Genomic DNA, 26,963 nt, shown 5'->3' on the forward strand with positions numbered 1-26,963 from the left:
TGGCGCGCGACAGGGGGTTGCCCGATCTCCTGCCGAATAACGGCCGAGTAGTTCTATTTTCTTGACGGAGGCAACAATGGAATTCGAAATGCTGGAAACCGAAACCAACGGCACCATCATCAAGGTGGTCGGCGTTGGCGGCGCTGGCGGCAATGCCGTTCAGCACATGATCAACCGTGGCGTGCAGGGCGTCGACTTCATCGTGATGAACACCGACGCACAGGCGCTGTCGCGTGCGCGCGCACCGTCCGTGATCCAGCTCGGCAACACGGGCCTCGGCGCCGGCGCGAAGCCGGAAATGGGCAAGGCGGCGGCGGAAGAGGCGCGTGAGCGCATCGCCGACGCACTGCGTGGCGCGCACATGGTGTTCATCACGGCCGGCATGGGTGGCGGCACGGGCACGGGCGCGGCGCCGGTGGTCGCGCAGATCGCGAAGGAGATGGGCATCCTGACGGTGGGTGTCGTCAGCAAGCCGTTCGAATTCGAAGGCGGCAAGCGCATGCGCGTCGCGGAAGCAGGCTCGCAGCAACTGGAGGATCACGTCGACTCGCTGATCGTCGTCCTGAACGACAAGCTGTTCGACGTGATGGGCGATGACGCCGAGATGGACAAGTGCTTCCAGTGCGCGGACGACGTGTTGAACAACGCGGTTGCGGGCATTGCCGAAATCATCAATGTCGATGGCCTCGTGAACGTCGACTTCGAAGACGTGAAGACGGTGATGGGCGAGCAGGGCAAGGCGATGATGGGCACGGCGACGGTCGCCGGCGTCGATCGCGCACGCCTCGCGGCGGAACAGGCCGTGGCGAGCCCGCTGCTCGAAGGCGTCGATCTGTCGGGCGCGCGCGGCGTGCTGGTCAACATCACGTCGAGCCGTTCGCTGCGTCTGTCGGAAACGCGCGAAGTGATGAACACGATCAAGAGCTACGCGGCGGAAGATGCCACGGTGATCTTCGGTGCGGTGTACGACGACGCGATGGGCGATGCGTTGCGCGTGACGGTCGTGGCGACGGGTCTGGGCCGTGCGGCGAAGAAGCAGCAATCGGCTCCGATGACGCTGCTGCGCACCGGCACCGACAACCAGCCGGTGAACGTCTCGCACGGCTATGCGCAGCCGCAGCACGTCAGCACGGCCGACTACGGCGCGCTCGATACGCCGGCGGTGTGGCGCAACTCGCGCGAAACCGCGGCATCGCACGTGCAGGCGCTGCAGGAGAAGGGGGTCGACACGTACGACATCCCGGCTTTCCTGCGCAAGCAGGCTGACTGACGACGCACACAGGCGAAGCCGCGGCAAGTTTGCCGCGGTAACGCCGGCGTGACGGATGCCACGGACCACGACAGGCCGCGTCGGATGCGACGCCGGGCCGGGAAACGTGCCCTCTTCGCTCGAGCGAGGCGGGATGGGCCGTGCTGTCCGCAACACGCTGAAAAACCGTATCGCTATGAGGGACCAGCCATGATTCAAGTGGGCGACGCGCTGCCCGACGCGCAACTGTTCGAGTTCATCGACGACGCGCGCGAAGGCTGCACGCTGGGGCCGAATGCCTTCCGCGTGCGCGACCAGGTTGCGGGAAAGCGGGTGGTGATCTTCGGATTGCCGGGAGCTTTCACGCCGACCTGCTCGGCGCAGCATGTGCCGGGCTATGTCGAGCACGCCGAGCAACTGCGCTCGGCGGGCATCGACGAGCTCTGGTGCGTGTCCGTCAACGACGCATTCGTGATGGGCGCATGGGGACGTGATCTGCACACCGCGGGCAAGGTGCGCATGATGGCGGACGGCAGCGCTGCTTTCACTCATGCGCTGGGGCTGACGCAGGATTTGTCCGCGCGTGGCATGGGAATCCGTTCCCTGCGCTACGCGATGGTGGTCGACGACGGTGTGGTCAAGACGCTGGCCGTCGAAGCGCCGGGCAAGTTCGAAGTGAGCGATGCGGCGAGTGTGCTCGCGACGTTGAAGTCCTGATCGTGCGGTGCGCCGTTGCCTGCCGGCAACGCTGCTCACCGGCCTCAGGGCAGTTGTAACACGGGCCGATGACCGGAAACGCCTCCGTTCCGGGCATCGGCCCGTCCCGTATCGGCGCGGGTAACCAGTCGAAACAGATTGATACGCAGTTTCAAACAGCGTCGAATAGGGAATTACGCTATAATCTCACCTATCGAATATAACTCCTGATTGATATTCTCAATCAAGACGAAGAACACCATGTTGAAGCAGCGCACCATCAAATCGATCGTGAAGACCGTGGGCATCGGTCTCCACTCGGGCCGCAAGGTCGAACTGACGCTCCGCCCGGCCGCGCCGGGCACGGGGATCGTATTCTCGCGCGTCGACCTGCCCACGCCTGTCGACATTCCGGCATCCGCGATGTCGATCGGCGACACGCGGCTCGCGTCGGTGCTGCAGAAGGATGGAGCGCGCGTGTCGACCGTCGAGCACCTGATGTCGGCGTGCGCCGGCCTCGGCATCGACAACCTCTATGTCGATGTGACGGCCGAGGAAATCCCGATCATGGACGGCAGCGCCGCGTCCTTCGTGTTCCTGATCCAGTCCGCGGGCATCGAGGAGCAGAACGCGCCGAAGCGCTTCATCAAGGTGAAGAAGCCGGTCGAAATCCGCGACGGCGACAAGTTCGCGCGTCTCGATCCGTATTTCGGCTTCAAGCTGAAGTTCACGATCGACTTTCGTCACCCGGCCGTCGACAAGACCGGCCAGGAACTCGAGGTCGATTTCGCGAATACGTCGTACGTGCGCGAGATCGCGCGTGCGCGCACGTTCGGTTTTGCCCATGAAGTCGAAATGATGCGCGAGCTGGGTCTCGCGCGCGGCGGCAGCATGGACAACGCGATCGTGCTCGACGAGTACCGGATCCTGAACAACGACGGGCTGCGTTACGACGACGAGTTCGTGAAGCACAAGATGCTCGATGCGATCGGCGACCTGTACGTGGTCGGCCATCCGCTGCTGGCGTCGTACACCGCGTACAAGTCGGGGCACGGGCTGAACAACGCGCTGCTGCGCGAACTGCTCGCGCACGAAGACGCGTACGAGATCGTCACGTTCGACGATCCGCAGGCTGCGCCGAAGGGCTTCGCGTTCGACGCGCAGACGGCCTTCGCCTGATCGGCGTCCGGCGCCCCGCGATAAAAAAAGCGACCTTCGGGTCGCTTTTTTATTGGGCGGCCGGCCCGCACGGGCGGGGGCGCGCGTTCAGCGCGACGACTTCGCGCCGTGCCGTGCGGCCATCCGCGCGAGCGCGGCCTGCAGCGGCGACGGCTCGAGGTGATCGGCGAGCTCGCGCAACGCGGCGGCGCCGACGGTCGTCATGCGCGCCTGCTTCACGTGCGGCGGTTCCGGCGCGTCCTTCGGACGCACGCGAACGCGCAGCGCCGAGACCGGCCAGCCGCGCTTCTGGAGATCGGCGAGCAGGCGCGGCTCGACCTGCCGCAGGCGGGCCGCGAGCGCATTGTGCGCGGCAAAGAGGGTCAGGGTGCCGTCCTTGATGGAGCCCGGTTCGACATGACTCGCAAGATAGTCGGGCAGGAGCGCCGCGAGGTCGCGCTGCAGCGACGCGACCTGCTCGACGCCGGCGCGCAGCGCCGCGAACGCGTCGGTGCGGTTGAGCACTTCGGACACGGGTTGCGGGCGATACGCGGGGAGCGGGCCGAAACGCTTGGAAAATCGGTTCATCGAGGCATTCTTCGGGCGCGCACGGGCGCGGACGTTGACGCCGATTGTACCCGCGCCGGCTCCCGCACGGGCGGCTTTCGGGCCGTGCGCCCGGTTGCCTGCACGGGTTCGGCGTGCGGCGTGGGTCGGGCCGGGACACCGGCGCATGCTTCCTCGCGTGCTAAAATTCCTCGTTTGATTCCACTAATTCGCTAAGCCGCCGAGGCTCGGGCGTCGGGGCGCGCAACACGCGCCGGGCGCCGGTGCTGCGACGCAGGATCCGATCCGATGACAACCGGTTTTCTCCAGAAAATTTTTGGCAGCCGCAACCAGCGGCTCGTCAAGCAATACCAAAAGACCGTCGCGACGATCAATGCGCTCGAAACGCAGATCGAGAAGCTGACGGACGACCAGTTGCGCGGCAAGACGGATGAGTTCCGCCAGCGGATCGCGGGCGGCGAGTCGCTCGACAAGCTGCTGCCCGAGGCGTTCGCGGTCTGCCGGGAGGCGAGCCGCCGCGTGCTGAAGATGCGCCATTTCGACGTGCAGCTGATCGGCGGCATGGTGCTCCACTACGGCAAGATCGCGGAAATGCGCACCGGCGAAGGCAAGACGCTCGTCGCGACGCTGCCCGTGTACCTGAATGCGCTGGCCGGCCGTGGCGTGCACGTGGTGACGGTCAACGACTACCTCGCGCAGCGCGACGCCGAATGGATGGCGCGCCTCTACAACTTCCTCGGTCTGTCAGTCGGCATCAACCTGTCCGGCATGGAGCACGACCAGAAGCAGCAGGCCTACGCGTCGGACATCACCTACGGCACGAACAACGAGTTCGGCTTCGACTACCTGCGCGACAACATGGTCTACGAGACCGACGCGCGCGTGCAGCGGGCCCTGAACTTCGCGGTCGTCGACGAAGTGGACTCGATCCTGATCGACGAGGCGCGTACGCCGCTGATCATTTCGGGCCAGGCGGAAGACCACACCGAGCTGTACGTGCGGATGAACGCGCTGCCGCCGCTGCTCGAGCGCCAGATCGGCGAGGAGAAGGCCGATGGCACGGGCGTCGAGAAGCCGGGCGACTACACGCTCGACGAGAAGTCGCGCCAGGTGTTCCTGACGGAGTCGGGCCACGAGAAGGCCGAGCGGCTGCTCGCCGAGTGGGGCCTGATCGGCGAGGGCGAGAGCCTGTACGCACCGCAGAACATCACGCTGATGCACCACGTGTACGCGGCGCTGCGCGCCCACACGCTGTTCCACAAGGATCAGCACTACGTCGTGCAGAACGGCGAAGTGGTGATCGTCGACGAATTCACGGGCCGCCTGATGGCGGGCCGCCGCTGGTCCGACGGCCTGCACCAGGCGGTCGAGGCGAAGGAGCACGTGAAGATCCAGAGCGAGAACCAGACGCTCGCCTCGATCACGTTCCAGAACTACTTCCGGATGTACGCGAAGCTCGCGGGCATGACGGGCACGGCGGACACCGAAGCGTACGAATTCAACGAGATCTACGGCCTCGAGACGGTCGTGATCCCGACCAACCGTCCGCCGAAGCGGATCGACAAGCAGGACCAGATCTACAAGACGGCCAAGGAGCGCTACGACGCGGTGATCCGCGACATTCGCGAGTGCTACGAGCGCGGTCAGCCGGTGCTGGTCGGCACGACCTCGATCGAGAACTCGGAACTGCTGTCGCACCTGCTGAAGCAGGCCGGGCTGCCGCACGAGGTGCTGAACGCGAAGCAGCACGAGCGTGAAGCGGCGATCGTCGCGGAAGCCGGCCGTCCGAAGCGCATCACGATCGCGACCAACATGGCCGGTCGCGGTACCGACATCGTGCTCGGCGGCAACGCCGAGAAGCAGGCCGCGTTCATCGAAGCCGACGAAGCGATCCCGGCCGACGAAAAGGCGCGCCGCATCAAGCAGTTGCACGACGAATGGGAAACGCTGCACGAGCAGGTGAAGGCCGCGGGCGGCCTGCACATCATCGGCACCGAGCGCCATGAATCGCGCCGGATCGACAACCAGCTGCGCGGCCGTGCGGGCCGCCAGGGCGATCCGGGCTCGTCGCGCTTCTACCTGTCGCTCGACGATCCGCTGCTGCGCATCTTCGCGGGCGACCGCGTGCGCTCGATCATGGATCGCCTGAAGATGCCGGAAGGCGAGGCGATCGAGGCCGGCATCGTCACGCGTTCGATCGAATCGGCGCAGCGCAAGGTCGAAGCGCGCAACTTCGACATCCGCAAGCAGCTGCTCGAATACGACGACGTGTCGAACGACCAGCGCAAGGTGATCTACCAGCAGCGCAACGAATTGCTCGAAGCGCACGACATCACCGAGACGATCTCGGCGATGCGTCACGGCGTGATCACCGAAGTCGTCCGCCAGTTCGTGCCGGAAGGCAGCATCGAGGAACAGTGGGACGTGCCCGAGCTCGAGGAAGCGCTGCGCAACGACTGGCAGCTCGACCTCGCGATCCAGGAAATGGTGAACGAGTCGTCGTCGATCACGGCCGAGGAGATTCTCGAAGCCGTGACGACCGCCGCCGACGAGCAGTACGAGGCGAAGGTCGCGCTGGTCGGCCGCGAATCGTTCAGCGCGTTCGAGCGTTCGGTGATGCTGCAGACGGTCGACCGGCTGTGGCGCGAGCACCTCGCGGCGCTCGACCACCTGCGCCAGGGCATCCACCTGCGCGGCTATGCGCAGAAGAACCCGAAGCAGGAATACAAGCGCGAAGCGTTCGAGCTGTTCGCCGCGATGCTCGACGCGATCAAGCAGGAAGTCACGCGCATCGTGATGAACGTGCAGATCCAGTCGCCTGAGCAGCTCGAGGAAGCCGCCGAGCAGATCGAGGAGCGCGGCGGTCATCTCGAAAACGTCGAGTTTCAGCACGCCGACTACGCGGAATCCGGCGCGCCGGTCGCGAACGTCGCGGCCGCCACCGCGGCCACGGCGACGGCCGACATGGTCGGCAGCGCGATGACCCACAGCGGCCCCGGCGGCGAGATGCCGAAGGTCGGCCGCAACGACCCGTGCCCGTGCGGCAGCGGCAAGAAGTACAAGCAATGTCACGGGAAGCTGTCATGATCGGCGGCGGCGCGCATCCGCGTGCCGCTTCGTTCGCAGCTTCGAGTCAGTGACGTGAGTTGCGGCGGCCCGCGCGTGCGGCCGCCGGTTCTTCCAATCGATGCCGGCGCGTGCCGGCATTTTCCATCCGGCAGGTGTGCCCCATGGCTGTCAATTTTCCGTCGATCGATCCCGCCCAACTCCATCCCGTCGCCGGCGTCACGCTCGGCTGGGCGGAAGCGAACATCCGCAAGCCGAATCGCAAGGACGTGCTGGTCATCTCCGTCGACGAAGGGGCGACGGTCGCCGGCGTATTCACCGAGAACCGCTTCTGCGCCGCGCCCGTGATCGTGTGCCGCGAGCATCTCGCGAAGGTGCGCGCGGGCGGCGCGGGCATCCGCGCGCTCGTCGTGAACACGGGCAACGCGAATGCGGGCACCGGCGAGCCAGGCCTCGCGAACACCCGCGAAACCTGCGCGGAACTCGCGCGCCTCGCGGGCCTCGACGCCGCCCAGGTGCTGCCGTTCTCGACCGGCGTGATTCTCGAGCCGCTGCCGATCGACCGCCTGAAGGCCGGGCTGCCGGCCGCGCTCGCGAACCGCAAGGCCGCGAACTGGTACGACGCCGCGCAGGCGATCATGACGACCGACACGCTGCCGAAGGCCGCGTCGCGCCAGGTGACGATCGACGGCCATACGGTCACGCTGACGGGCATCAGCAAGGGCGCGGGCATGATCAAGCCGAACATGGCGACGATGCTCGGCTTCCTCGCGTTCGATGCGAACGTCGCGCAGCCGGTACTCGACACGCTCGTGAAGGAAGTGGCCGACCGCTCGTTCAACTGCATCACGATCGACGGCGACACGTCGACGAACGACTCGTTCATCCTGATCGCGTCGGGCAAAAGCACGCTGCCCGCGATCACGTCGACCGACTCGCCGGCTTATGCGGCGCTGCGCGATGCTGTGACGCAGGTCGCCCAGCAGCTGTCGCAGCTGATCGTGCGCGACGGCGAAGGCGCGACGAAATTCATGACGGTGCAGGTCGAGGGCGGCAAGAGCGTCGCCGAGTGCCGCCAGATCGCGTATGCGATCGGGCATTCGCCGCTGGTGAAGACGGCCTTCTATGCATCCGACCCCAACCTGGGCCGGATTCTCGCGGCGATCGGCTACGCGGGCGTCACGGATCTCGACGTCGGCAAGATCGATCTCTATCTCGACGACGTGCTCGTCGCGAAGGCCGGCGGCCGTAACCCGGCTTATCAGGAAGAGGACGGCCAGCGCGTGATGAAGCAGAGCGAAATCACGATTCGCGTGCTGCTTGGCCGCGGCGACGCGCAGGCAACGGTCTGGACGTGCGACCTGTCGCACGATTACGTGAGCATCAACGCGGACTACCGCTCCTGATCGGGAGCGCTCGAACGACATGGACAAGCTCGAACAGTTTCTGACGCGCGCGGAAGCGCTGCTCGGCCGCCTCGAGGGGATGCTGCCCCCGGCGCCGGCGGCCGTCGACTGGAACGCCGCCACCGCGTTTCGCTGGCGCAAGCGCCAGGGGCGCGGCTATCTGCAGCCGGTGCCGGCAGCGTCGACGATCACGCTCGATGACCTGCACAACATCGATCGGCAGAAAGGGCTGATCGAGCAGAACACGCGACAGTTCGTGCAGTGCAAGCCGGCGAACAACGTGCTGCTGACCGGTGCCCGCGGCACCGGCAAGTCGTCGCTGATCAAGGCGTGCCTGAACGCCTATGCGAAGGACGGGCTGCGCCTGATCGAAGTCGACAAGGACGATCTTCACGATCTCGGCGACATCGTCGAGGTGATCTCGCAGCGTCCGGAGCGGTTCATCGTGTTCTGCGACGACCTGTCGTTCGAGGACGGCGAATCGGGCTACAAGGCGCTGAAGGTCGCGCTCGACGGCTCGATCGCCGCGCAGTCCGACAACGTGCTGATCTACGCGACGTCGAATCGCCGCCATCTGCTGCCCGAGTACATGAGCGACAACGAGTCGTACAAGCATCTGCCGGACGGCGAGATCCACCCCGGCGAAGTCGTCGAGGAAAAGATCTCGCTGTCGGAGCGCTTCGGCCTGTGGGTCAGCTTCTACCCGTTCAAGCAGGACGACTACCTCGACATCGTCGCGCACTGGCTGCGCCATTTCGGTTGCGCGGACGCCGAGATCGAGACGGCACGCGGCGATGCGCTCGTCTGGGCGCTCGAGCGCGGTTCGCGTTCGGGGCGTGTCGCATGGCAGTTCGCGCGCGACTGGTCGGGCCGCAAGGAGCAGGCATGAGCACGGATTCCGTAACGAGCGCCGTGCGCGCGCCCGACGGCCGGAAGGTGACGGAGGTCGCGGTCGGCGTGATGGTGCAGCCAGACGGTCGCTACCTGCTCGCGCAGCGGCTGCAGGGCAAGCCGTATGAAGGCTATTGGGAGTTTCCGGGCGGCAAGCTGGAGGCCGGGGAGAGCGTCGAGGACGCGCTGGCGCGTGAGCTGCACGAGGAGCTCGGCATCGAAGTCACGGCCAGCCACCGCTGGCATACGCTCGAACACGATTATCCACACGCGTACGTGCGGCTCTATTTCTGCAAGGTGACGGGCTGGACGGGCGAGCCGCACAGCAAGGAAGGGCAGGCGTTCGTATGGCAGCAACTGCCGGTCGAGGTCGCGCCGCTGTTGCCGGCGGCGCTGCCGGTGCTGGAACTGCTCGAGAAGGAAGCGGCGTCGCAATGACGCCGTGACGGCTCGCCTGGAAGGCGGGCCGTATCCGCCCATGGGCGGTGCCGTGCGCCGCTCAGCTGTCGCGGCGGCCGTCGGTGCCGTCTTCCTCCGAAGACGGACCCTCGTCGGAGGACCCGCCGATCCGGTACTTTTCCGCGGCCCATGCGCCGAGGTCGAGCTGCTTGCAGCGGGCCGAACAGAAGGGACGGAACTTGTTTTCAGGCGTCCAGCGCACTTCTGCGCCGCACGAAGGACATTTCACAACGGTAGTCATACGAAAGCGTCGAACCGGCACACGGCCGTTACAGATTGCACAGTGTCAGATGGAACGGCACGTCGATGTCCACCGCGCGCGGCCGCACGTCGCCGTCCTGCATGGTGAACCGTACCCACAACATGTATTTGTTGGCGCTCGCTTCGGGAATCACGCGCAGCTCCGGCGGCACGCGCACCTGCATCAGCTGATAGGTGCGCCCCGACAGCATCTGCTGGTAGCTGCCCTGCATCGCCATCACCTTCGACGCCTGGCCCGATTCGCGCGCGAGCCGCAGCACGATCGCCGCGGCATCGCGCAGCGGCAGCAGCGGCAGGATCCATTTCGCGATGTCCTGGCGCCGCTGTTCCGCGGGCCATTGCTGCCACGCGTAGTACGACGGCAGGTCGAACTTGCACGTGCCGCCGGGAATCACCGCGCGGCTGCGGATGCTGGCGAGCCACTCGTTGTCGACCAGATGCTGCCCGGTTTTGCCCTGCATCTGCGCAAGATTGGCGAGCGTCTGCTCGATTTCACCGAGCACGGACTCGAGCGCATTCTGTTCGATGCCCGGATTGCCGCGAAAGGGGGCGAGCGTCTGGCGTTGACGTTCGAGCTCTTTCATCAGATCCGATTTCAGGTCCGCGCGGCCCGTGACCTCGGCGATTTCGAACAGCGTCGTCAGCGCGACGTGATGCTCACGCGGGTCCTCCTGAGCCAAAAAGAACGCGAAGCGCTCGAATAGGTCTTCGAGGCGCAACAGCGTGCGAATTCGCTCGTTGAACGGATACTCGTAAAGAATCAAGCGCGCTCGCCTCTAGGGTAGGGATTGAAACAATGCAGGACATTCTAATGCTCACTGTCTACCCTAGCAACGCACCAATTTCGTACACCATCACGATCGCACGCCGCGATCAGTGCGCGGCAGCCGCCAATGCGAGATAGCGTTGGTGCAGTGCATCGACCTGCGCGGCGAGCGCATCGGGCGTCGTCGCGTCGTTGACGATCACGTCGTCGGCCGCTGCGAGACGCGCTTCGCGCGTTGCCTGTCTCGCGATGATCGCTTCGACCTGTTCGCGCGTGAAATCATTGCGTCGCATCACACGTGCGATCTGCGTTTCGACCGGACAGTCGACCACGAGCACACGATCGCTGCGCGCCTTCCAGTTACCTGACTCCACGAGCAGCGGCACGACGAAGATCACGTAAGGGCCCTGCGCTGCGCGGGCTTCGCGATCGGTTTCGGCGCGGATCAGCGGATGCGTGATCGCCTCGAGGCGCCGGCGTGCGTCGTCGTCGCTGAAAATGAGTGCGCGCATCTTCGCGCGATCGAGCGAGCCGTCGGCCGCGACGAAGTCCGGTCCGAATGCGTGTTCGATCGCGGGCATCGCGAGACCGGCCGGTGCGGTGATGCGGTGCGCGATCAGGTCGGTGTCGACGAGCGATGCACCGCGTGCGGCGAACAGGTCGGCGACGGTCGTCTTGCCGCTGCCGATGCCGCCGGTCAGTCCTATTGCAAACATGTGAGCCTCCGCCGGGCCGCCGCGCGGAAGCGAAGCGCCTCCCCGCGACGCAGCGAACATGGCGGACGTTGGCAGCGTGTCATGTCAGCCGCCGAGCGCCGAATAGAAAGGGGTACCGAAAAACAGCGTGGCGACGCCGCCTGCCGCGAGGAACGGGCCGAACGGAATCGGCTCCTCGAAGCGCATGCGCCCGCGCCAGGTCGCGACGAGCCCGACGAGCGCACCCGTCACCGCGGCGAACAGCACGACTTGCGGCAGCGCGGCCCAGCCCATCCATGCGCCGAGTGCGGCGAGCAACTTCAGGTCGCCGAAGCCGATGCCCTCGATGCCGCGCAGCCACTTGAACAGCCAGTAGACCGACCACAGGAACAGGTAGCCGGCCATCGCGCCGACCACGGCCGAACGCAGCGACGTGAACGTGCCGCCGAGATTCAGTGCGAGCCCGGCCCACAGCAGCGGCAGCGTCATCGAATCGGGCAGGTAGCCGGTCTGGATATCGATCGCGCTCATCGCCAGCAGCGCGGCGCACAGTCCGAGCGCGGCGAGTGCGGCAACGGTGGGGCCGAACGCGGCGAGCGAACCGGCGGCGAGCAGCGCACCGGCGAGCTCGACGAGCGGATAGCGCACGCCGATCGCATGGCCGCACTGACGGCAGCGCCCGCGCAACAGCAGGTAGCTGACGAGCGGGATGTTTTCCCACGCGCGCAGCACGTGACCGCAATGCGGACAGGCGCTGCGCGGGCGCCACAGATCGTAGTGCGGCGGATAGCCGTCGTCCGGCGGCGAGCTTGCGCTGCCGGTTGCTTCCGCGATTTCGGCCTGCCACGCGCGCTGCATCATCACCGGGATCCGGTGCACGACGACGTTCACGAAGCTGCCGACGCACAGGCCGAGCACGACGGCGAACGCATACTGCACCGCGAGCGGCAGCATCGCCAGCGCGTGCAACGTGCTGTCGGGCGAGTCGAAAACGGCGGTCAGGGGCGCGGGCGTCATGGGGCTCGGGTTCGGGCTTGAAAGGCGACAGAATCGGTTGCGATGCTACACCACGTTGCCCAGCTGAAGGATGGGCAGATACATCGCGATCACGAGGCCGCCGACGAGCGCACCCAGGACGATCACGATCAGCGGCTCGCCGAGCGCGGTGAGCGCATCGAGGCGTGCGTCGAGCTGCCGCTCGCATAGCGCGGCGATATCGGCGAGCATCGTGTCGAGTGCGCCGGTTTCCTCGGCGACGGCGATCGGCTGCACGACGTCGTCCGGGAAGCAGCCCGCCGCGTGCATCGCATCGGCGAGACGCGCGCCGCGCAGCACCTGCGTCGCGATCTGCGCGGTGGCCTGCTCGAACACCGGATGGCCGGCGGTGCGTTCGAGCGTGGCGAATGCATCGGCGAGCGGGACGCCCGCACCGAGCAGCGTTGCGAGCGAGCGGCACCAGCGCGCGGTGGCGAACCGCGTGAGCGCGCCGCCGACGAGCGGCGCATCCAGCACGTGCCGCGCGGCCGTGTAGCGCAGCGATGGCGAGCGCCGCAGCGCGTGACGTGCGGCGAGCCCCGCCACCGCTGCCCCGGCGACGAACGTGCCGCCCCAGGCCGAGGTCGCGGACGAGAGGGCGAGCAGGGCTCGGGTCGGCGCCGGCAAGGCCGCGCCGAAGCCGTCGAAGATCTGCCGGAACGTCGGCAAGACCCACACCATCAGCGCGGCCGAGATCGCGAGCGCGAACACGATGACGGCGACCGGGTAGGCGAGCGCGGCACGCAGCTTGCGCCATTGCGCGTCGGCGCGTTCGCGGTGTTCCGCGACGCGGGTCAGTACGGTGCCGAGCGCGCCCGATGCTTCGCCTACCTCGATCAACTGGCGATACAGCGTGCCGAACTGGGACGGGTAGCGTGCGAGCGCGGCGGCGAAGCGTTGCCCGCCGACGATCTCGCGTGCGAGGCCGGCGGCGATGCGCGGCAGCCCGTCGCGCGTGCGGGTGCGCGCGAGCATCTCGAGCGACGGTGCGAGCGGCAGTCCGGCCTGCAGCAGGCTCGCGAGCTGACGCGTGAAGCGCGTGACTTCCCGCGCGCCGGCCGACGGCGGCCGGGCCGTGCCGCGGACATCGAGCGACAGCACCGTGACGCCGTCGCGCGTGAGCGTCGCACGTGCGGCGGCGGCATCGAAGGCGATGACGTTCCCGCGGCATGGCGTGCCGTCGCGACGACGGCCACGCCACGCGAAACGCGTCTCGTGCGGCGGTGCAGGCATCGCGATCACGCGTCGGGCGTCGCGGCCAGTGCTTCCGCGACGCTCGTCGTACCGTCGCGAACGTGCGCGAGTGCCGCGTCGCGCAGACTGCGTACGCCCTCGGCTGCCGCGCATTGCGCGAGCGCACCGACGCTTGCGCGTGCGACGATGCGTTCCGCCATCTCCGGTGAAACCGGCATCGTCTGATGCAGGCCGATGCGGCCTCGATAACCGATGCCGTGACAGGCGGCACAGCCGCGCGCGACGAACGGGCGCCACCCGGATTCCAGTGCTGCCGGATTGCAGCCTGCTTCGCGCAGCGCGCGCACCGACGCGTCCGAACGCACGCGGCAGGTGGGGCACAGGCGCCGCACGAGGCGTTGCGCGGTGACGAGGCGCAACGCGGCGGCGAGGTTGTATGGCGCGACGCCGATGTCGAGCAGTCGCGCGACGGCTGCCGGCGCGTCGTTCGTATGCAGCGTGGACAGCACGAGGTGCCCGGTCTGTGCGGCCTTGATCGCGACGTCGGCCGTCTCCGCATCGCGAATCTCGCCGACCATGATGACGTCCGGGTCCTGACGCAGCAGCGCGCGCAGCGCAGTGGCGAACGTCAGCCCGGCTTTTTCGGCGACGCCGACCTGGTTGATGCCGTCGAGCTGGATCTCGGCCGGATCCTCGACCGTGCATACGTTGTGCGCATCGCGGTCGAGCATCTGCAGCGCGCAGTAGAGCGACAGCGTCTTGCCGCTGCCGGTCGGCCCGGTCACGAGCACGAGACCGTGCGGCGCGCGTATCGCGGCTTCCATCGCCGCGGCCTGCCGTGCGTCGAAGCCGAGACGCGCGAGCGTGAGGTCGGGCGGCAGCGTTTCGAGGCGGCGCAACACGAGCTTCTCGCCGAACAGCGTGGGCAGCGAGCTGACCCGGTAGTCGCCGCGCGTGCCGCCGTCGACCGCGATGCGCAGCCGGCCGTCCTGCGGAAGCCGGCGCTCGGCGATGTCCATGCGGGCGAGCACCTTGATCCGCGTCACGAGCGCATCGCGCAGATGAGCGGGCGGCCGCGCGTGTTCATGCAGGACGCCATCGATGCGCAGGCGGATGCGCCAGCCTGCTTCGAACGGTTCGACGTGGATGTCGGACGCGTCGCGCACGCGGGCGGCGTGCAGCGTGTCGGTCAGCAGCCGGACGGCGGGCGAGTCGTCGAGTTGCGCCGCATCGAGCGACCGCGGTGTTTCGGCGGGCGATGCGTCGGTGGAGACAGGCGGCCGCTGCGTGTGCAGCGGCGCCCCGGGAAGTGGGAACTGCATGTGAGCCGGCGCTCGGCCGCCTGTTGATCGTGACCGGCAAATGGTCGCGTATCGCGCGCGGCGCCGACAGTCGGCCGTTCGGCTAGCGCGCGCCGCGTGCGCGCGTGCTGCGCGGCTTGAAGAGCTTGACGGTGCGCACGGCCTGGTCATCGCTGCGCATGACCTCGAGCATCACGTCGCGGATCTTCAGGCACACGTCGCCTTCGGGAATTTCCTCGAGGATTTCGAGGATCAGGCCGTTCAGCGTCTTCGGCCCGTCGGTCGGCAGTTGCAGGTGCAGCCAGCGGTTCAGTTCGCGCAGCGGCATGCTGGCGGCGACGATGCATTCGCCGTTCTCGTTCCAGCCGCCCGCGCGTTCGCCGCGCGGCATCGACGTCGTGAATTCGCCGATCAGTTCCTCGATGATGTCCTCGGGCGTGACGAGCCCCTCGAGTTCGCCGTACTCGTTGACGACGAGCGCGGTCCGCTGCCGGCTTTCCTGGAAATACTGGAGCTGCTGGACGACCGGCGTGCCCGACGGCACGTAGTACGGCTCGGCGAGCAGCGTGCGCAACGTTTCGCGGTCGAAATCCTGATTGTGCAGCCCGGTGAGCGTCTTGCGGACGTGCAGCACGCCGAGCACCTTGTCGATATCGCCTTCGTATACGACGAGGCGGTTGTGATAGCAGGTCTCGAGCTGATGCAGGATGTCGTCGAGCGGCGCGTAGAAGTTAAGCGACTCGATCTGGCGGCGCGGCACCATCACGTCGTCGACCGTGATGTTCTCGAGGTCGAACAGGTTGAGCAGGATGCTGCGGTGCTTGGTCGGCATGAAGCTGCTCGACTCGAGCACGATCGCGCGCAGCTCGTCGGCGGACATCCGCTGGTCGCGGCCCTTCTTCGTATTGATGCGCAGCATCCAGAGCACGCCGTTCGCCAGTTCATTGACGAACCAGACGACCGGCTTGAACACGCGCATCAGCGGCGCGATCACGAGACTGGCGGGCAGCGCGATGCGTTCGGGAAAGGTCGCGCCGACGATCTTCGGCGCGATTTCCGCGAACACGATGATCAGGAACGCGACGATGCCGGTCGCGATCGACAGCGCCAGGTTGTTACGGCCGAACGTGTGCAGCGCGAGCGACGTCGTCAGGACCGGGATGATCGTGTTGAACAGGTTGTTGCCGATCAGGATCACGCTGAGCAGCAGGTCGGTGCGCGTGAGGAGACCCTGCGTGGTTTTCGCGCCGAGCACGCCTTGGCCGGCGAGATGCTTCAGCCGATGGCGGTTGAGCGCCATCATCGCGGTCTCGGAAATGGAAAAGAAGCTGGAGCAGAGGAGAAGCAGGAAGACGGCGCCGATTTGCGCCCATAAGGGAATTTGGTCCACGCGTCAGAAGGGCAGTGAAGGACAGGGATGGAGGGAATATAGCAGAGGCCGGCGGCCGGGATGTGTCGTGCGCGACACGCGCGCTCGCGAGACCAGGCAGAAGAAGGCAAAAAAAAACCGTGCACACGGTGCACGGTTTTTTCAAAATCTGGTCGGGGTGAGAGGATTCGAACCTCCGGCCTCTACGTCCCGAACGTAGCGCTCTACCAGGCTAAGCTACACCCCGATTTTTTGCTCTTCCGACTTCGCCGCTTTCGTTCAGATCGCTGCGTCGTCACAAGCAAGAACGTAACTATAACGATGTTTTTTCGAAAAGGGAATACCTTGATGAAGAAATTTTTCGAAAAGCGGTTCGCGTCGCGGTCGCCGCGCGCTTACGACTGTCGCGACGTCGAGTACGAGCACAGCGCGAGCAGGCTTTCCTTGTAGATCGAATCCGGGAACGCGGCGATCGCGGCCGCAGCGGCCTGTGCTTCCTGGCGCGCGCATTCGAGCGTATGGTCGAGCGCGCCCGAACGCGTGATCGCGTCGAAGATCGTGTCGAAGCGATCGGTGCCGCCTTGTTCGATCGCCTCGCGGGCGAGCGCCGACTGCTCGGGCGTGCCGCGTTCGATCAGATAGATGAGCGGCAGTGTCGGCTTGCCTTCACGCAGGTCGTCGCCGGCATTCTTGCCCATCGCTTCGGCCGTGCCCGCGTAGTCGAGCCAGTCGTCCATGATCTGGAATGCGGTGCCGATCCGGCGGCCGTATTCGGCGGCGGCGGCTTCGGTCGGCGCATCGGCGCCGGCGAGCACCGCGCCCAGGCGGGCCGATGCCTCGAACAGCTTCGCCGTCTTGTAGCGGATCACCTGCATGTAGCGCGTCTCGTCGACGTCCGCGTCGTGCATGTTCAGGAGCTGCAGCACTTCGCCTTCGGAGATGATCGTCGTCGCTTCCGACAGGATTTCCATCACGCGCATCTTGCCGACGCCGACCATCATCTCGAACGAACGCGAATAGAGGTAGTCGCCGACCAGCACGCTCGCCGCGTTGCCGAACAGCGCGTTGGCCGTCTGGCGGCCGCGCCGCAGTTCGGATTCGTCGACGACGTCGTCATGCAGCAGCGTGGCCGTGTGGATGAACTCGACGACGGCGGCCAGCACGTGCCGCTGGTGCGACGTCTCGCCGAGCGCGCCGGCGACGAGCAGCAGCAGGGCCGGACGCAGCCGCTTGCCGCCCGCGCCGATGATGTACTCGGCGATCTGGTTGATCAGCAGCACGTCGGACGCGAGGCTTTGCCGGATAACGCGATTCACCTGCTCCATGTCGCTGGCGATCGGGGCGAGCAGGTGGGCGGCGCTGAGGGTGGGGGAGGCGGTGGACGACGACATGATGATCGAAATGGGTGATGCCGCGGATTATAAGTCGAATCCGCGATATGCCGGTCTGTCGGACGTGTCTGCCCGGTGATTTTGGCCGTCCGGCCAGGGCTTGCGGGCGGTAATCGTGGATCGGCTTTGACTTGGGTGCTAAGCCCATGTATAATCACGTGTTTTCCGCGCGTGGTGTGCGGAAAAATTGGATCCAGAGTGAGGTTCTCAATGTACGCGGTCATAAAAACCGGCGGCAAGCAGTACAAGGTTGCCGTTGGCGAAAAACTCAAAGTAGAACAGATACCGGCTGACATTGACGCTGAAATCACGCTCGACCAGGTTCTCGCAGTGGGCGAAGGCGAATCGATTAAGTTCGGTACGCCGCTGGTCAGTGGGGCTTCCGTCAAGGCCACCGTTGTGTCGCACGGTCGTCATGCCAAGGTCACCATCTTCAAGATGCGTCGCCGGAAGCACTACCAAAAGCACGGCGGCCACCGCCAGAACTACACTGAGCTGCGCATCGACGCGATCAACGCGTAAGCGCCTCGGTAAAGGAGCAATCAGATGGCACACAAAAAGGCAGGCGGCTCTTCCCGGAACGGCCGCGACTCCGAGTCGAAACGTCTCGGCGTGAAAGTGTACGGCGGCCAGGCGATCAACGCTGGCGGCATCATCGTGCGTCAGCGCGGTACGCGCATGCACGCTGGCGAGAACGTCGGCATGGGCAAGGATCACACCCTGTTCGCGCTGGTCGACGGTCACGTCAAGTTCGCGACCAAGGGCGCGGACAAGAAGCATCTGGTCATCGTTGTCCCGGCGGCTGCCTAAGTTCAGGCACCCACGGGCTTCGTAGCCGAAAGGCCCCGCAGTCTTCGCGGGGCCTTTTTTTATTTGGCCGCCGGGCGCATGTGCGCGCCGGCGGCTGTCGCGACACTGGCGGGCAATCGGCCGAACGGCAGATTGTTCAAGCGCGCCGGCGCGCGGCACAATAGCGGAAATACTGGTCGGAGTGACGAATGAAGTTCATTGACGAAGCACGAATCGAAGTCATCGCCGGCGACGGAGGCGATGGCAGCGCGTCGATGCGCCGCGAGAAATTCGTTCCGTTCGGCGGGCCGGACGGCGGCGACGGCGGCCGGGGCGGCAACGTCTACGCGATCGCCGACCGCAACATCAACACGCTGATCGACTACCGTTACGCGAAGAAGCACCTGGCGCGCAACGGCGAAAACGGTCGCGGCTCGGATTGCTACGGCAAGGGCGGGGACGACGTCACGCTGCGCATGCCGGTCGGCACGGTCGTGACCGACATGGATACGGGCGAGCTGATCGCCGACCTGACCGAGCACGATCAGCAGGTGATGCTCGCGAAGGGCGGCGCAGGCGGTCTCGGCAACCTGCATTTCAAGTCGAGCACGAACCGCGCGCCGCGCCAGAAAACCGACGGCAAGCCCGGCGAACGGCGCATGCTGCGGCTCGAGCTGAAGGTGCTCGCCGACGTCGGTCTGCTCGGCATGCCGAACGCCGGCAAGTCGACCTTCATCTCGTCGGTGTCGAACGCGAAGCCGAAGATCGCCGACTATCCGTTCACGACGCTCGCGCCGAACCTTGGCGTCGTGCGGGTCGGCCCGAGCAAGAGCTTCGTGATCGCCGATATTCCGGGGCTGATCGAGGGCGCCGCCGAAGGCGCGGGCCTCGGCCACCAGTTCCTGCGACACCTGCAGCGCACCGGCGTGCTGCTGCATCTCGTCGATCTGGCTCCGTTCGACGAAAGCGTCGATCCGGTCGCGGAAGCGACCGCGATCGTCGGCGAGCTGCGCAAGTACGACGAGGCGTTGTACGAGAAGCCGCGCTGGCTCGTCCTCAACAAGCTCGACATGGTGCCGGAAGACGAGCGCGAGGCGCGCGTCGCCGATTTCCTCGACCGTTTCGGCTGGGACGGCCCGGTGTTCGAGATTTCGGCGCTCACGGGCCAGGGCTGCGAAGCGCTGTGCTACGCGATCTACGATTACCTCGCCGAGCATTCGGACGCGCATCGTGCGGCGGAAGAGGAAGATCTGGCCGCGGACGTGCGGTTCCGCGATGCGCCGCAAGCCGATGGCGGCGCGACGTCCGGCGACGACGCCTGAGCGGGCCCGACACGCACCGGACATCGCGTCCGGTGCCTGAATTCAATTGCGCCCGGCCGGGCAGGCATCAGATACAGGAGACGGCGCACGATGCGTTCGATCATCGCGGATTCGAAGCGATTGGTGGTGAAGGTGGGCTCCAGCCTCGTGACCAACGACGGCAAGGGGCTCGATCATGCTGCAATCGGCCGCTGGGCGGCCCAGATCGCCGCGCTGCGCGCGCAGGGCAAGGAAGTGGTGCTCGTCAGCTCGGGCGCGATTGCCGAAGGGATGCAGCGGCTCGGCTGGAGCAAGCGTCCGCGCGAGATCGACGAGCTGCAGGCCGCCGCCGCGGTCGGCCAGATGGGGCTCGCGCAAGTCTATGAAAGCCGCTTTACCGAGCACGATATCCGCACCGCGCAAATCCTGCTGACGCACGCCGACCTGGCCGATCGCGAGCGCTACCTGAATGCGCGCTCGACGCTGCTCACGCTGCTGCGGCTCGGCGTCGTGCCGATCATCAACGAGAACGACACGGTCGTCACCGACGAAATCAAGTTTGGCGACAACGACACGCTCGGCGCGCTCGTCGCGAACCTGATCGAAGGCGATGCGCTGATCATCCTGACCGACCAGACGGGCTTGTTCACCGCCGATCCGCGCAAGGATCCGAATGCGACGCTGGTCGCGGAAGCCAGCGCGGGCGCGCCGGAGCTCGAGGCGATGGCCGGCGGCGCAGGCTCGAGCCTCGGCCGCGGCGGGATGCTGACGAAGATCCTCGCGGCGAAGCGCGCGGCGCACAGCGGCGCGAACACCGTGATCGCGAGCGGCCGCGAAGCCGACGTGCTGGTGCGGCTGGCGGCGGGCGAGGCGATCGGCACGCAGCTGATCGCGCGCACCGCGCGGATGGCCGCGCGCAAGCAATGGATGGCCGATCACCTGCAGGTGCGCGGGCACGTCGTGATCGATGCGGGCGCGGTCGAGAAGCTGACGGCCGGCGGCAAGAGCCTGCTGCCGATCGGCGTGATCGGCGTGCAGGGCGCGTTCGCACGCGGCGAGGTGATCGCGTGTGTCGGCCCCGACGGGCGTGAAGTGGCGCGCGGCCTCACGAACTACAGCAGCGCGGAAACGAAGCTGATTCACCGCAAGCCGAGCGGCGAGATCGAGACGGTGCTCGGCTACATGCTGGAGCCGGAGCTGATTCACCGCGACAACCTCGTGCTCGTGTAACCGTTCGGCCAGGCGTCGCGAGACAGCAAAAAGCCCGCATCGCGCGGGCTTTTTGTTGTGACGAAGCGAAACGAGGCCGGGCAGCCGGCCTCGGTTGCGCGGTCAGCGCAGCTGGCTCATCGCGGTGCGATGGAACTTGATGTTCTCGAGGATCTGCTGGGTCGTGCCCTGCGGCATCTTGTTCGCGCAGAAATAGTCCTGGTACAGCGCCGAGTGGTACGCGTTCAGCTCGCCGTTCTCGATGCGACGCCAGTCGTTCTCGACCGTGCGGTCCCAGCCGTCGTGATCCGAATTCAGGCCTGCATACTGACGCCATTCGTAGGTGTCGCAGCGGATGCCTTCGTAGTTCACGTTGCGCGCGCCGGCCGGGCTCGTGATGACGACTGCGTAGCGCACGACGCCGTCGCTGCCGACCGCTAGCGACTTCGCATCGACGGAGAACTTGAGCGGCGTGTTCTGCGACACGTTGAACGGCAGCAGATCGCCCGCTTGCGGCAGCGGCGGCAGCGTGTCGACCGGGTTTTCCTTCCAGTTGCCCTGGCGGTCCAGCAGGTACACGAACTCGCTGTCATCCTTGTTGGTCGGCGTCTTCGAATTCGCGCAACCGGCCAGCGTGGCCGCCGCGACGATCGATGCGAGCGCGAGAGCAATCGCTTTCAATATGCATTCCTCGTAAAAAAAGGGCGCGACACCAAGGTCGCGCCCGGTCATGCAGTCCGACTCGTCATTTGCCGACGATCACGCGGGGCGGCATCTCGTCGAGCGTGCTCGCCTCCACTTCGATCTCCGAACAGACCACCGATGTGTCGACAATCGTCAGCGTCTGCTGGGCCTGCGCGCCGATGACGCGCGGATAGCGCGACAGACGCGGCCCACGCGGCTTTTCGGCTCGCTGCGCCGGGCGGCGCAGGAAGCGCGACAGTTCCGTCAGCGCCAACTGATAGACATCCCGCTTGAACTCGATCACCGCATCGAGCGGCACCCAGTACTCGTTCCAGCGCCACGCATCGAACTCCGGGTGGTCGGTCGCGCGCAAGCAAATGTCGCAATCGCGTCCGACCATCCGCAGAAGGAACCAGATCTGCTTCTGGCCGCGGTAATGTCCGCGTACTTCGCGTTTGATGAACTTGTCAGGCACCTCGTAACGCAACCAGTCGCGAGTGCGGCCGATTATCTTGACGTGTTCCGGGTGCAGGCCCGTCTCCTCGTGCAGTTCCCGGTACATCGCCTGCATGGGGGTCTCGCCGTACTTGATCCCACCTTGAGGAAACTGCCAGGAATGCTCGCGGAGCCGCTTGCCCCAAAACACCTCGTTGCGCGCGTTCAAGAGGATGATGCCGACGTTCGGGCGAAAGCCTTCACGATCCAGCATACAACCACCTTCGAATCCTTTAAAATTGCTTTGATTATAAACAGATAACGGGCGCTGCGCACCGTGACGGAGCGAAACCGCGCGGGGTACACCGGCTGAATTGTCCCTGATTTGTCTGCTAAGTCATCTGCGCCATCGTCGTTCGTCGCGCGCAGCTTTTTCACCTTGAAACTTTTTCGGGCGCCCCGCCTGGGGGCGCCGTATTTGGAACCGTCCGCATGAAAGCTTCCCGTTTCTTTATCGGCACCCTCAAAGAAGCACCGGCCGACGCAGAGATCGTCAGCCACAAGCTGATGGTGCGCGCCGGCATGATCCGTCGCGTCGCCGGCGGCATCTACAACTACCTGCCGGTCGGCCTGCGTTCGATTCGCAAGGTCGAGGCGATCGTGCGCGAGGAAATGAACCGGGCAGGCGCCATCGAGCTGCTGATGCCGGCCGTGCAACCGGCCGAGCTGTGGCAGGAATCGGGCCGCTGGGAGCAGTACGGCCCCGAGCTGCTGCGCTTCAAGGACCGCAAGGACAACGACTTCGTGATCGGGCCGACGCACGAGGAAGTCATCACCGACATCGCGCGCAACCAGATCAAGAGCTACCGGCAGATGCCGGTGAACTTCTACCAGATCCAGACGAAGTTCCGCGACGAGATCCGTCCGCGCTTCGGCGTGATGCGCGGCCGCGAGTTCATCATGAAGGACGCGTATTCGTTCGACAAGGACGCGGCCGGCCTGAACGAGTCATATCGCAAGATGTACGACGCATACGTGCGCATCTTCACGCGCCTCGGCCTCGAGTTCCGCGCGGTTGCGGCCGACAGCGGCTCGATCGGCGGCAACTTCTCGCACGAGTTCCACGTGATCGCCGATACCGGCGAGGACGCGATCGCCTACTGCCCGACGTCCGACTTCGCGGCGAACGTCGAAGCGGCCGAAGCGCTGCCGCTGATCGCCGAACGCGCGGCACCCGCCGAAGCGATGGAAAAGGTCGCGACGCCCGGCAAGGCGAAGTGCGAGGCCGTCGCCGAACTGCTGTCGATCCCGCTCGAGCGCACGATCAAGTCGATCGTGCTCGCCACCGACAACGAAGGCGCCGAGCCGACCATCTGGCTCGTGATGCTGCGCGGCGACCACGACCTGAACGAGATCAAGGTGTCGAAGCTGCCGGGGCTGAAGAACCACCGCTTCGCGACCGAGCAGGAAATCGTCGAGTGGTTCGGCACGCCGCCGGGCTACCTCGGCCCGGTCGGCACGAAGAAGCCGGTGAAGGTGATCGCCGATCGCACGGTCGCGAACATGAGCGATTTCGTCGTCGGCGCGAACGAGGTCGACTATCACATCGCCGGCGTGAACTGGGGCCGCGACCTGCCGGAGCCGGACGTCGCCGACGTGCGCAACGTGAAGAAGGGCGATCCGTCGCCGGACGGCAAGGGTGAGATCGACATCTGCCGCGGCATCGAAGTCGGCCACGTGTTCCAGCTCGGCACCAAGTACTCGGAAGCGATGGGCGCGACCTTCCTCGACGAGTCGGGCAAGCCGCAGCCGATGCTGATGGGCTGCTACGGCGTCGGCGTCACGCGCATTCTCGGCGCGGCGATCGAACAGAACTTCGACGAGCGCGGCATCATCTGGCCCGAGTCGATCGCGCCGTTCGAAGTCGTGCTGTGCCCGATGGGCTACGATCGCAGCGACATGGTCCGCGAGGCCGCCGACAAGCTGTACGCGGAACTGGCCGCGGCCGGCATCGACGTGATCCTCGACGACCGCGGCGAGCGCCCGGGCGTGATGTTTGCCGACTGGGAACTGATCGGCGTGCCGCATCGCCTGGTGATCGGCGAGCGCGGCCTGAAGGAAGGCAAGATCGAGTATCAGGGCCGCCGCGACGCCGAGGCGACGCTGCTGCCGGCCGACGCGGCCGCGGCGACGGTGACGGAGAAGATCCGCGCCGCGCTCGCGCGCTAAGCGCTTCGACCGGAGGACACGGTGGAATACACCTTCCTGTCGGCCACCGTGCTCCTCGTGCTGATCACGGATCCGCTCGGCAACATCCCGCTGTTCATCACGGCGATGCGGGACGTGCCGCGCGAGCGGCGCGTGAAGCTGATCCTGCGTGAAGTCGGGATCGCGTTCGTGATCCTGCTGTTCTTCATGGTGGTCGGCGACCGCTTCCTGCGGATGATGAACCTTACCGACCTGTCGCTGCGGCTCGGCGGCGGGATCGTGCTGTTCCTGATCGCGCTGCGGATGATCTTCCCGCATCCGGACGGCGCGCTCGGCAGCGATCCGCGCGCCGGCGGTGAACCGTTCATCGTGCCGCTCGCGATTCCCGCGCTGGCCGGGCCGTCCGCGCTCGCGACGGTGATGCTGCTGACGTCGCAGGCGCCGGGCAAGATGTTCGAGTGGGTCGGCGCGCTGACGGTCACGATGATCGTCTGCGCGATCACGCTGGTGCTGGCCGAACGGATCCAGCAGTGGCTCGGCGAGCGGACCGTCGCCGCGTTCGAGCGGCTGATGGGTCTCGTGCTCGTCGCGATCTCGGTCGAGATGCTGCTCGCCGGCATCAAGGCGTTCGTGCACCAGCTGCAGATGTAACGCGTCGGTGCGTACCGACGAAAAAAAGCGGCGCTCCGGGTAACCGGAGCGCCGCTTTCCATTTATATAGCGGGCAGGGCGGCGATCAGACGTTCGCGGTCAGCGCACGGATCGTCGGCAGGTTGCGCCAGTAGCCCTTGGCGTCCATCCCGCAGCCGAACACGTAGCGGTCGGGCACCGAGAAGCCGCAGAAGTCGGGATGCAGCGGTTTCGCTTTCGTGAGCGTCTTCTCGCACAGCACGGCGGACATGAAGCGCTTCGCGCCCATGTCGAGGATGCGGTCGCGGATCGCGGCCATCGTCTCGCCTTCGTCGAGGATGTCGTCGAGCACGAGCACGATGCGGTCCTTCACCGATTCGCGCGGCGCGACGCGCCAGTGCATCTCCGGGCTGCCCTGCGTCGTGTTGCGGTAGCGGGTCAGGTGGATGTAGTCGAATTCCAGCGGGAAATCGAGATGCGGCAGCAGCATCCCGGTAAACACCGCGGCGCCGCCCATCACCGAGAGGACGAGCGGGAACGCGTCGCCGATCTCGGCGCGGATCGCTTCGGCCATCCGGGCGATCGACGCGTTGACGGCGTCCGCCGAGACGATCTCTTCGGAGTGTTCGAAAATGTGGAGGGCTTCTTCGCGGTTCATGAGTTCTGGCGGGCAGTCGGTATACAAATAAGAATGAAGCAGAACGGCTGGCGCGCGCTACGGCAAAAACCCGCGCGCCGGCCGACGGGCGGAATCAGCGCATGCCGGGCATCATGCCCTTCAGGCCGCGCATCATCTTCTGCATGTTGCCGCCCTTCAGCTTCTTCATCATCGTACGCATCTGGTCGTACTGGTTCAGCATCCGGTTGACTTCCTGCACCGGCACGCCCGCGCCGGCTGCAATGCGGCGCTTGCGCGTCGCCTTGATGATTTCGGGTTTGGCGCGCTCGGCGGGCGTCATCGAGCTGATGATGCCTTCCATCCGGCGGATCGACTTCTCGGCCTGGCCCATGTCGGCGCCGGCCGCCGCCTGCTGGAACTGCGCGGGCAGCTTGTCCATCAGCGACGACAGGCCGCCCATGTTCTTCATCTGCGAGATCTGCGCGCGGAAATCGTTCAGGTCGAAGTCGCCGCCTTTCTTGACCTTGTCGGCGAGCTTCTGCGCGGCCTGCACGTCGACGCCGCGCTGCGCTTCCTCGACGAGCGCGAGGATGTCGCCCATGCCGAGGATCCGGTTCGCCATCCGGTCCGGGTGGAACACCTCGAGGCCGTCGAGCTTCTCGGCGACGCCGACGAACTTGATCGGCTTGCCCGTGATGTGGCGCACCGACAGCGCGGCACCGCCGCGCGAATCGCCGTCGAGCTTGGTCAGCACGACGCCGGTGAGCGGCAGCGTGTCGTTGAACGCCTTCGCGGTGTTGACCGCATCCTGGCCGAGCATCGCGTCGACGACGAACAGCGTTTCGGCCGGCTTCAGCGTGCCGTGCAGCGCGGCGATTTCCTGCATCATCGCCTCGTCGATACCGAGGCGGCCGGCCGTGTCGACGATCAGCACGTCATGGTAGTGGCGCTTCGCCCAGTCGACGGCCGCGAGTGCGATGTCGACGGGCTTCTGGTCCGGCGTCGACGGGAAGAAATCGGCGCCGACCTGTTCGCTCACCGTTTTCAGCTGCATGATGGCGGCCGGGCGATACACGTCGCACGACACCGTCAGCACCTTCTTCTTGTACTTCTCGCGCAAGAGTTTCGCGAGCTTGCCGGCGGTCGTGGTCTTGCCGGCGCCCTGCAGGCCGGCCATCAGGATCACGGCGGGCGGCGTGACCGCGAGGTTCAGCTCGGCGGCCTTGCCTTCGTAGTCGCCGCCGATCACGGCGGTCAGTTCCTTCTGGACCACGCCGACGAGCGCCTGGCCCGGCGACAGGCTGCTGATCACTTCCTCGCCGAGCGCCTTTTCCTTGACCTTGGCGATGAATTCGCGGACGACCGGCAGCGCGACGTCGGCTTCCAGCAGCGCGAGACGCACCTCGCGGAGCATCTCCTGGGTGTTCGCCTCGGTAAGCCGGGCCTCGCCGCGCAGCGTCTTGACGACGCGCGCCATCCGTTGAGTGAGATTGTCGAGCATGGGGAGCGATGGACAGTGGGGCCCGAAGGCGCGACGGAACCGTACAAAAGGGAGCCGTCGCGGGAAGGGGGCCTAGTGTAAAC

General features: G+C 66.1%; 26 protein-coding genes and 1 tRNA gene. 13 read left to right on the forward strand and 14 right to left on the reverse strand.

The window, feature by feature from the left end; genetic code table 11:
• Window positions 1-76 precede the first annotated feature (76 nt).
• The 3 genes from ftsZ (at window position 77) to lpxC (ending at window position 3,124) form a co-directional block, all read left to right on the forward strand.
• The gene (ftsZ, locus tag U4012_RS05000) at window positions 77-1,270 is read left to right on the forward strand and encodes a cell division protein FtsZ (RefSeq protein WP_044844231.1); all 1,194 of its coding nucleotides are present in this window, start codon (window positions 77-79) and stop codon (window positions 1,268-1,270) included.
• A gap of 189 nt (window positions 1,271-1,459) precedes the next feature.
• The gene (locus tag U4012_RS05005; protein ID WP_321796695.1) at window positions 1,460-1,966 is read left to right on the forward strand and encodes a peroxiredoxin; all 507 of its coding nucleotides are present in this window, start codon (window positions 1,460-1,462) and stop codon (window positions 1,964-1,966) included.
• 240 nt (window positions 1,967-2,206) lie between these two features.
• Entirely contained in the window at window positions 2,207-3,124 is a 918-nt protein-coding gene (gene lpxC / locus U4012_RS05010) for a UDP-3-O-acyl-N-acetylglucosamine deacetylase (protein WP_044844229.1), read from the forward strand.
• 87 nt (window positions 3,125-3,211) lie between these two features.
• Here the strand turns inward: lpxC and U4012_RS05015 are convergent, their stop codons facing one another.
• Window positions 3,212-3,691: a DUF721 domain-containing protein gene (locus U4012_RS05015; RefSeq protein ID WP_044844228.1), complete on the reverse strand. Its 480-nt coding sequence runs from the start codon at window positions 3,689-3,691 to the stop codon at window positions 3,212-3,214.
• Window positions 3,692-3,958: 267 nt separating this feature from the next.
• Between U4012_RS05015 and secA the strand changes: the two genes are divergently transcribed.
• The 4 genes from secA (at window position 3,959) to U4012_RS05035 (ending at window position 9,471) form a co-directional block, all read left to right on the forward strand.
• Entirely contained in the window at window positions 3,959-6,757 is a 2,799-nt protein-coding gene (gene secA, locus U4012_RS05020) for a preprotein translocase subunit SecA (RefSeq protein ID WP_124488223.1), read from the forward strand.
• 143 nt (window positions 6,758-6,900) lie between these two features.
• The gene (gene argJ, locus U4012_RS05025) at window positions 6,901-8,142 is read left to right on the forward strand and encodes a bifunctional glutamate N-acetyltransferase/amino-acid acetyltransferase ArgJ (RefSeq protein ID WP_321796699.1); all 1,242 of its coding nucleotides are present in this window, start codon (window positions 6,901-6,903) and stop codon (window positions 8,140-8,142) included.
• 19 nt (window positions 8,143-8,161) lie between these two features.
• Window positions 8,162-9,031 carry an ATP-binding protein gene (locus U4012_RS05030; RefSeq protein WP_044844225.1) on the forward strand — a complete coding sequence of 290 codons (870 nt, stop codon included), beginning with the start codon at window positions 8,162-8,164 and terminating at the stop codon, window positions 9,029-9,031.
• Window positions 9,028-9,471 carry an NUDIX domain-containing protein gene (locus tag U4012_RS05035; protein WP_044844224.1) on the forward strand — a complete coding sequence of 148 codons (444 nt, stop codon included), beginning with the start codon at window positions 9,028-9,030 and terminating at the stop codon, window positions 9,469-9,471. The genes U4012_RS05030 and U4012_RS05035 overlap by 4 nt, the downstream gene beginning before the upstream one ends.
• A 61-nt stretch (window positions 9,472-9,532) precedes the next feature.
• Here the strand turns inward: U4012_RS05035 and U4012_RS05040 are convergent, their stop codons facing one another.
• From U4012_RS05040 to U4012_RS05080, 9 genes are all read right to left on the reverse strand, one after another.
• The gene (locus tag U4012_RS05040) at window positions 9,533-9,733 is read right to left on the reverse strand and encodes a DNA gyrase inhibitor YacG (protein WP_039317342.1); all 201 of its coding nucleotides are present in this window, start codon (window positions 9,731-9,733) and stop codon (window positions 9,533-9,535) included.
• A gap of 28 nt (window positions 9,734-9,761) precedes the next feature.
• The gene (zapD, locus tag U4012_RS05045; RefSeq protein ID WP_044844223.1) at window positions 9,762-10,517 is read right to left on the reverse strand and encodes a cell division protein ZapD; all 756 of its coding nucleotides are present in this window, start codon (window positions 10,515-10,517) and stop codon (window positions 9,762-9,764) included.
• Window positions 10,518-10,626: 109 nt separating this feature from the next.
• A complete protein-coding gene (coaE, locus tag U4012_RS05050; RefSeq protein ID WP_124488225.1) occupies window positions 10,627-11,235 on the reverse strand; it encodes a dephospho-CoA kinase in 609 nt (202 codons plus the stop codon).
• A gap of 84 nt (window positions 11,236-11,319) precedes the next feature.
• On the reverse strand, window positions 11,320-12,231 hold the full coding sequence (locus U4012_RS05055) for an A24 family peptidase (protein ID WP_321796706.1): 912 nt from the start codon (window positions 12,229-12,231) through the stop codon (window positions 11,320-11,322).
• Between the two features lie 45 nt (window positions 12,232-12,276).
• A complete protein-coding gene (locus tag U4012_RS05060; RefSeq protein WP_321796708.1) occupies window positions 12,277-13,482 on the reverse strand; it encodes a type II secretion system F family protein in 1,206 nt (401 codons plus the stop codon).
• 5 nt (window positions 13,483-13,487) lie between these two features.
• Window positions 13,488-14,765: a GspE/PulE family protein gene (locus U4012_RS05065; protein WP_321796710.1), complete on the reverse strand. Its 1,278-nt coding sequence runs from the start codon at window positions 14,763-14,765 to the stop codon at window positions 13,488-13,490.
• A gap of 82 nt (window positions 14,766-14,847) precedes the next feature.
• On the reverse strand, window positions 14,848-16,134 hold the full coding sequence (locus U4012_RS05070) for an HlyC/CorC family transporter (RefSeq protein WP_082088470.1): 1,287 nt from the start codon (window positions 16,132-16,134) through the stop codon (window positions 14,848-14,850).
• A gap of 149 nt (window positions 16,135-16,283) precedes the next feature.
• Window positions 16,284-16,360: transfer RNA gene (locus U4012_RS05075), tRNA-Pro, on the reverse strand.
• Between the two features lie 148 nt (window positions 16,361-16,508).
• Window positions 16,509-17,504, reverse strand: a complete 996-nt coding sequence (locus U4012_RS05080; RefSeq protein ID WP_044844218.1) for a polyprenyl synthetase family protein — start codon at window positions 17,502-17,504, stop codon at window positions 16,509-16,511.
• Window positions 17,505-17,714: 210 nt separating this feature from the next.
• Between U4012_RS05080 and rplU the strand changes: the two genes are divergently transcribed.
• From rplU to proB, 4 genes are all read left to right on the forward strand, one after another.
• Complete coding sequence (gene rplU, locus U4012_RS05085) at window positions 17,715-18,026, forward strand: 50S ribosomal protein L21 (RefSeq protein WP_006025184.1); 312 nt, start codon at window positions 17,715-17,717, stop codon at window positions 18,024-18,026.
• Window positions 18,027-18,050: 24 nt separating this feature from the next.
• The gene (gene rpmA / locus U4012_RS05090; RefSeq protein WP_006476999.1) at window positions 18,051-18,314 is read left to right on the forward strand and encodes a 50S ribosomal protein L27; all 264 of its coding nucleotides are present in this window, start codon (window positions 18,051-18,053) and stop codon (window positions 18,312-18,314) included.
• A 188-nt stretch (window positions 18,315-18,502) separates the two neighbouring features.
• Window positions 18,503-19,615, forward strand: a complete 1,113-nt coding sequence (cgtA, locus tag U4012_RS05095; RefSeq protein WP_321796714.1) for an Obg family GTPase CgtA — start codon at window positions 18,503-18,505, stop codon at window positions 19,613-19,615.
• A 90-nt stretch (window positions 19,616-19,705) separates the two neighbouring features.
• On the forward strand, window positions 19,706-20,824 hold the full coding sequence (gene proB / locus U4012_RS05100) for a glutamate 5-kinase (protein WP_121858525.1): 1,119 nt from the start codon (window positions 19,706-19,708) through the stop codon (window positions 20,822-20,824).
• Window positions 20,825-20,926: 102 nt separating this feature from the next.
• Here proB and U4012_RS05105 read toward each other — a convergent pair whose 3' ends face one another.
• Together U4012_RS05105 and U4012_RS05110 are read right to left on the reverse strand one after the other, a co-directional pair.
• Complete coding sequence (locus U4012_RS05105; RefSeq protein WP_044844215.1) at window positions 20,927-21,535, reverse strand: CNP1-like family protein; 609 nt, start codon at window positions 21,533-21,535, stop codon at window positions 20,927-20,929.
• A 13-nt stretch (window positions 21,536-21,548) separates the two neighbouring features.
• Window positions 21,549-22,196 (reverse strand): RNA pyrophosphohydrolase, encoded by a 648-nt coding sequence (locus U4012_RS05110; protein ID WP_044844214.1) that lies wholly within the window; start codon window positions 22,194-22,196, stop codon window positions 21,549-21,551.
• Window positions 22,197-22,414: 218 nt separating this feature from the next.
• Between U4012_RS05110 and U4012_RS05115 the strand changes: the two genes are divergently transcribed.
• Both U4012_RS05115 and U4012_RS05120 read left to right on the forward strand, forming a co-directional pair.
• Window positions 22,415-24,151 carry a proline--tRNA ligase gene (locus tag U4012_RS05115; protein ID WP_044844213.1) on the forward strand — a complete coding sequence of 579 codons (1,737 nt, stop codon included), beginning with the start codon at window positions 22,415-22,417 and terminating at the stop codon, window positions 24,149-24,151.
• Between the two features lie 21 nt (window positions 24,152-24,172).
• Window positions 24,173-24,781: a MarC family protein gene (locus tag U4012_RS05120; RefSeq protein WP_044844212.1), complete on the forward strand. Its 609-nt coding sequence runs from the start codon at window positions 24,173-24,175 to the stop codon at window positions 24,779-24,781.
• An 85-nt stretch (window positions 24,782-24,866) separates the two neighbouring features.
• Here U4012_RS05120 and U4012_RS05125 read toward each other — a convergent pair whose 3' ends face one another.
• Together U4012_RS05125 and ffh are read right to left on the reverse strand one after the other, a co-directional pair.
• Window positions 24,867-25,418 (reverse strand): hypoxanthine-guanine phosphoribosyltransferase, encoded by a 552-nt coding sequence (locus tag U4012_RS05125; RefSeq protein ID WP_044844211.1) that lies wholly within the window; start codon window positions 25,416-25,418, stop codon window positions 24,867-24,869.
• A 94-nt stretch (window positions 25,419-25,512) separates the two neighbouring features.
• Window positions 25,513-26,880, reverse strand: coding sequence for a signal recognition particle protein (ffh, locus tag U4012_RS05130; RefSeq protein WP_039317379.1), 1,368 nt, complete (start codon window positions 26,878-26,880; stop codon window positions 25,513-25,515).
• Window positions 26,881-26,963: the final 83 nt, after the last annotated feature.

This window comes from Burkholderia sp. BCC1988 (assembly GCF_905339895.1).
Lineage (GTDB): Bacteria > Pseudomonadota > Gammaproteobacteria > Burkholderiales > Burkholderiaceae > Burkholderia.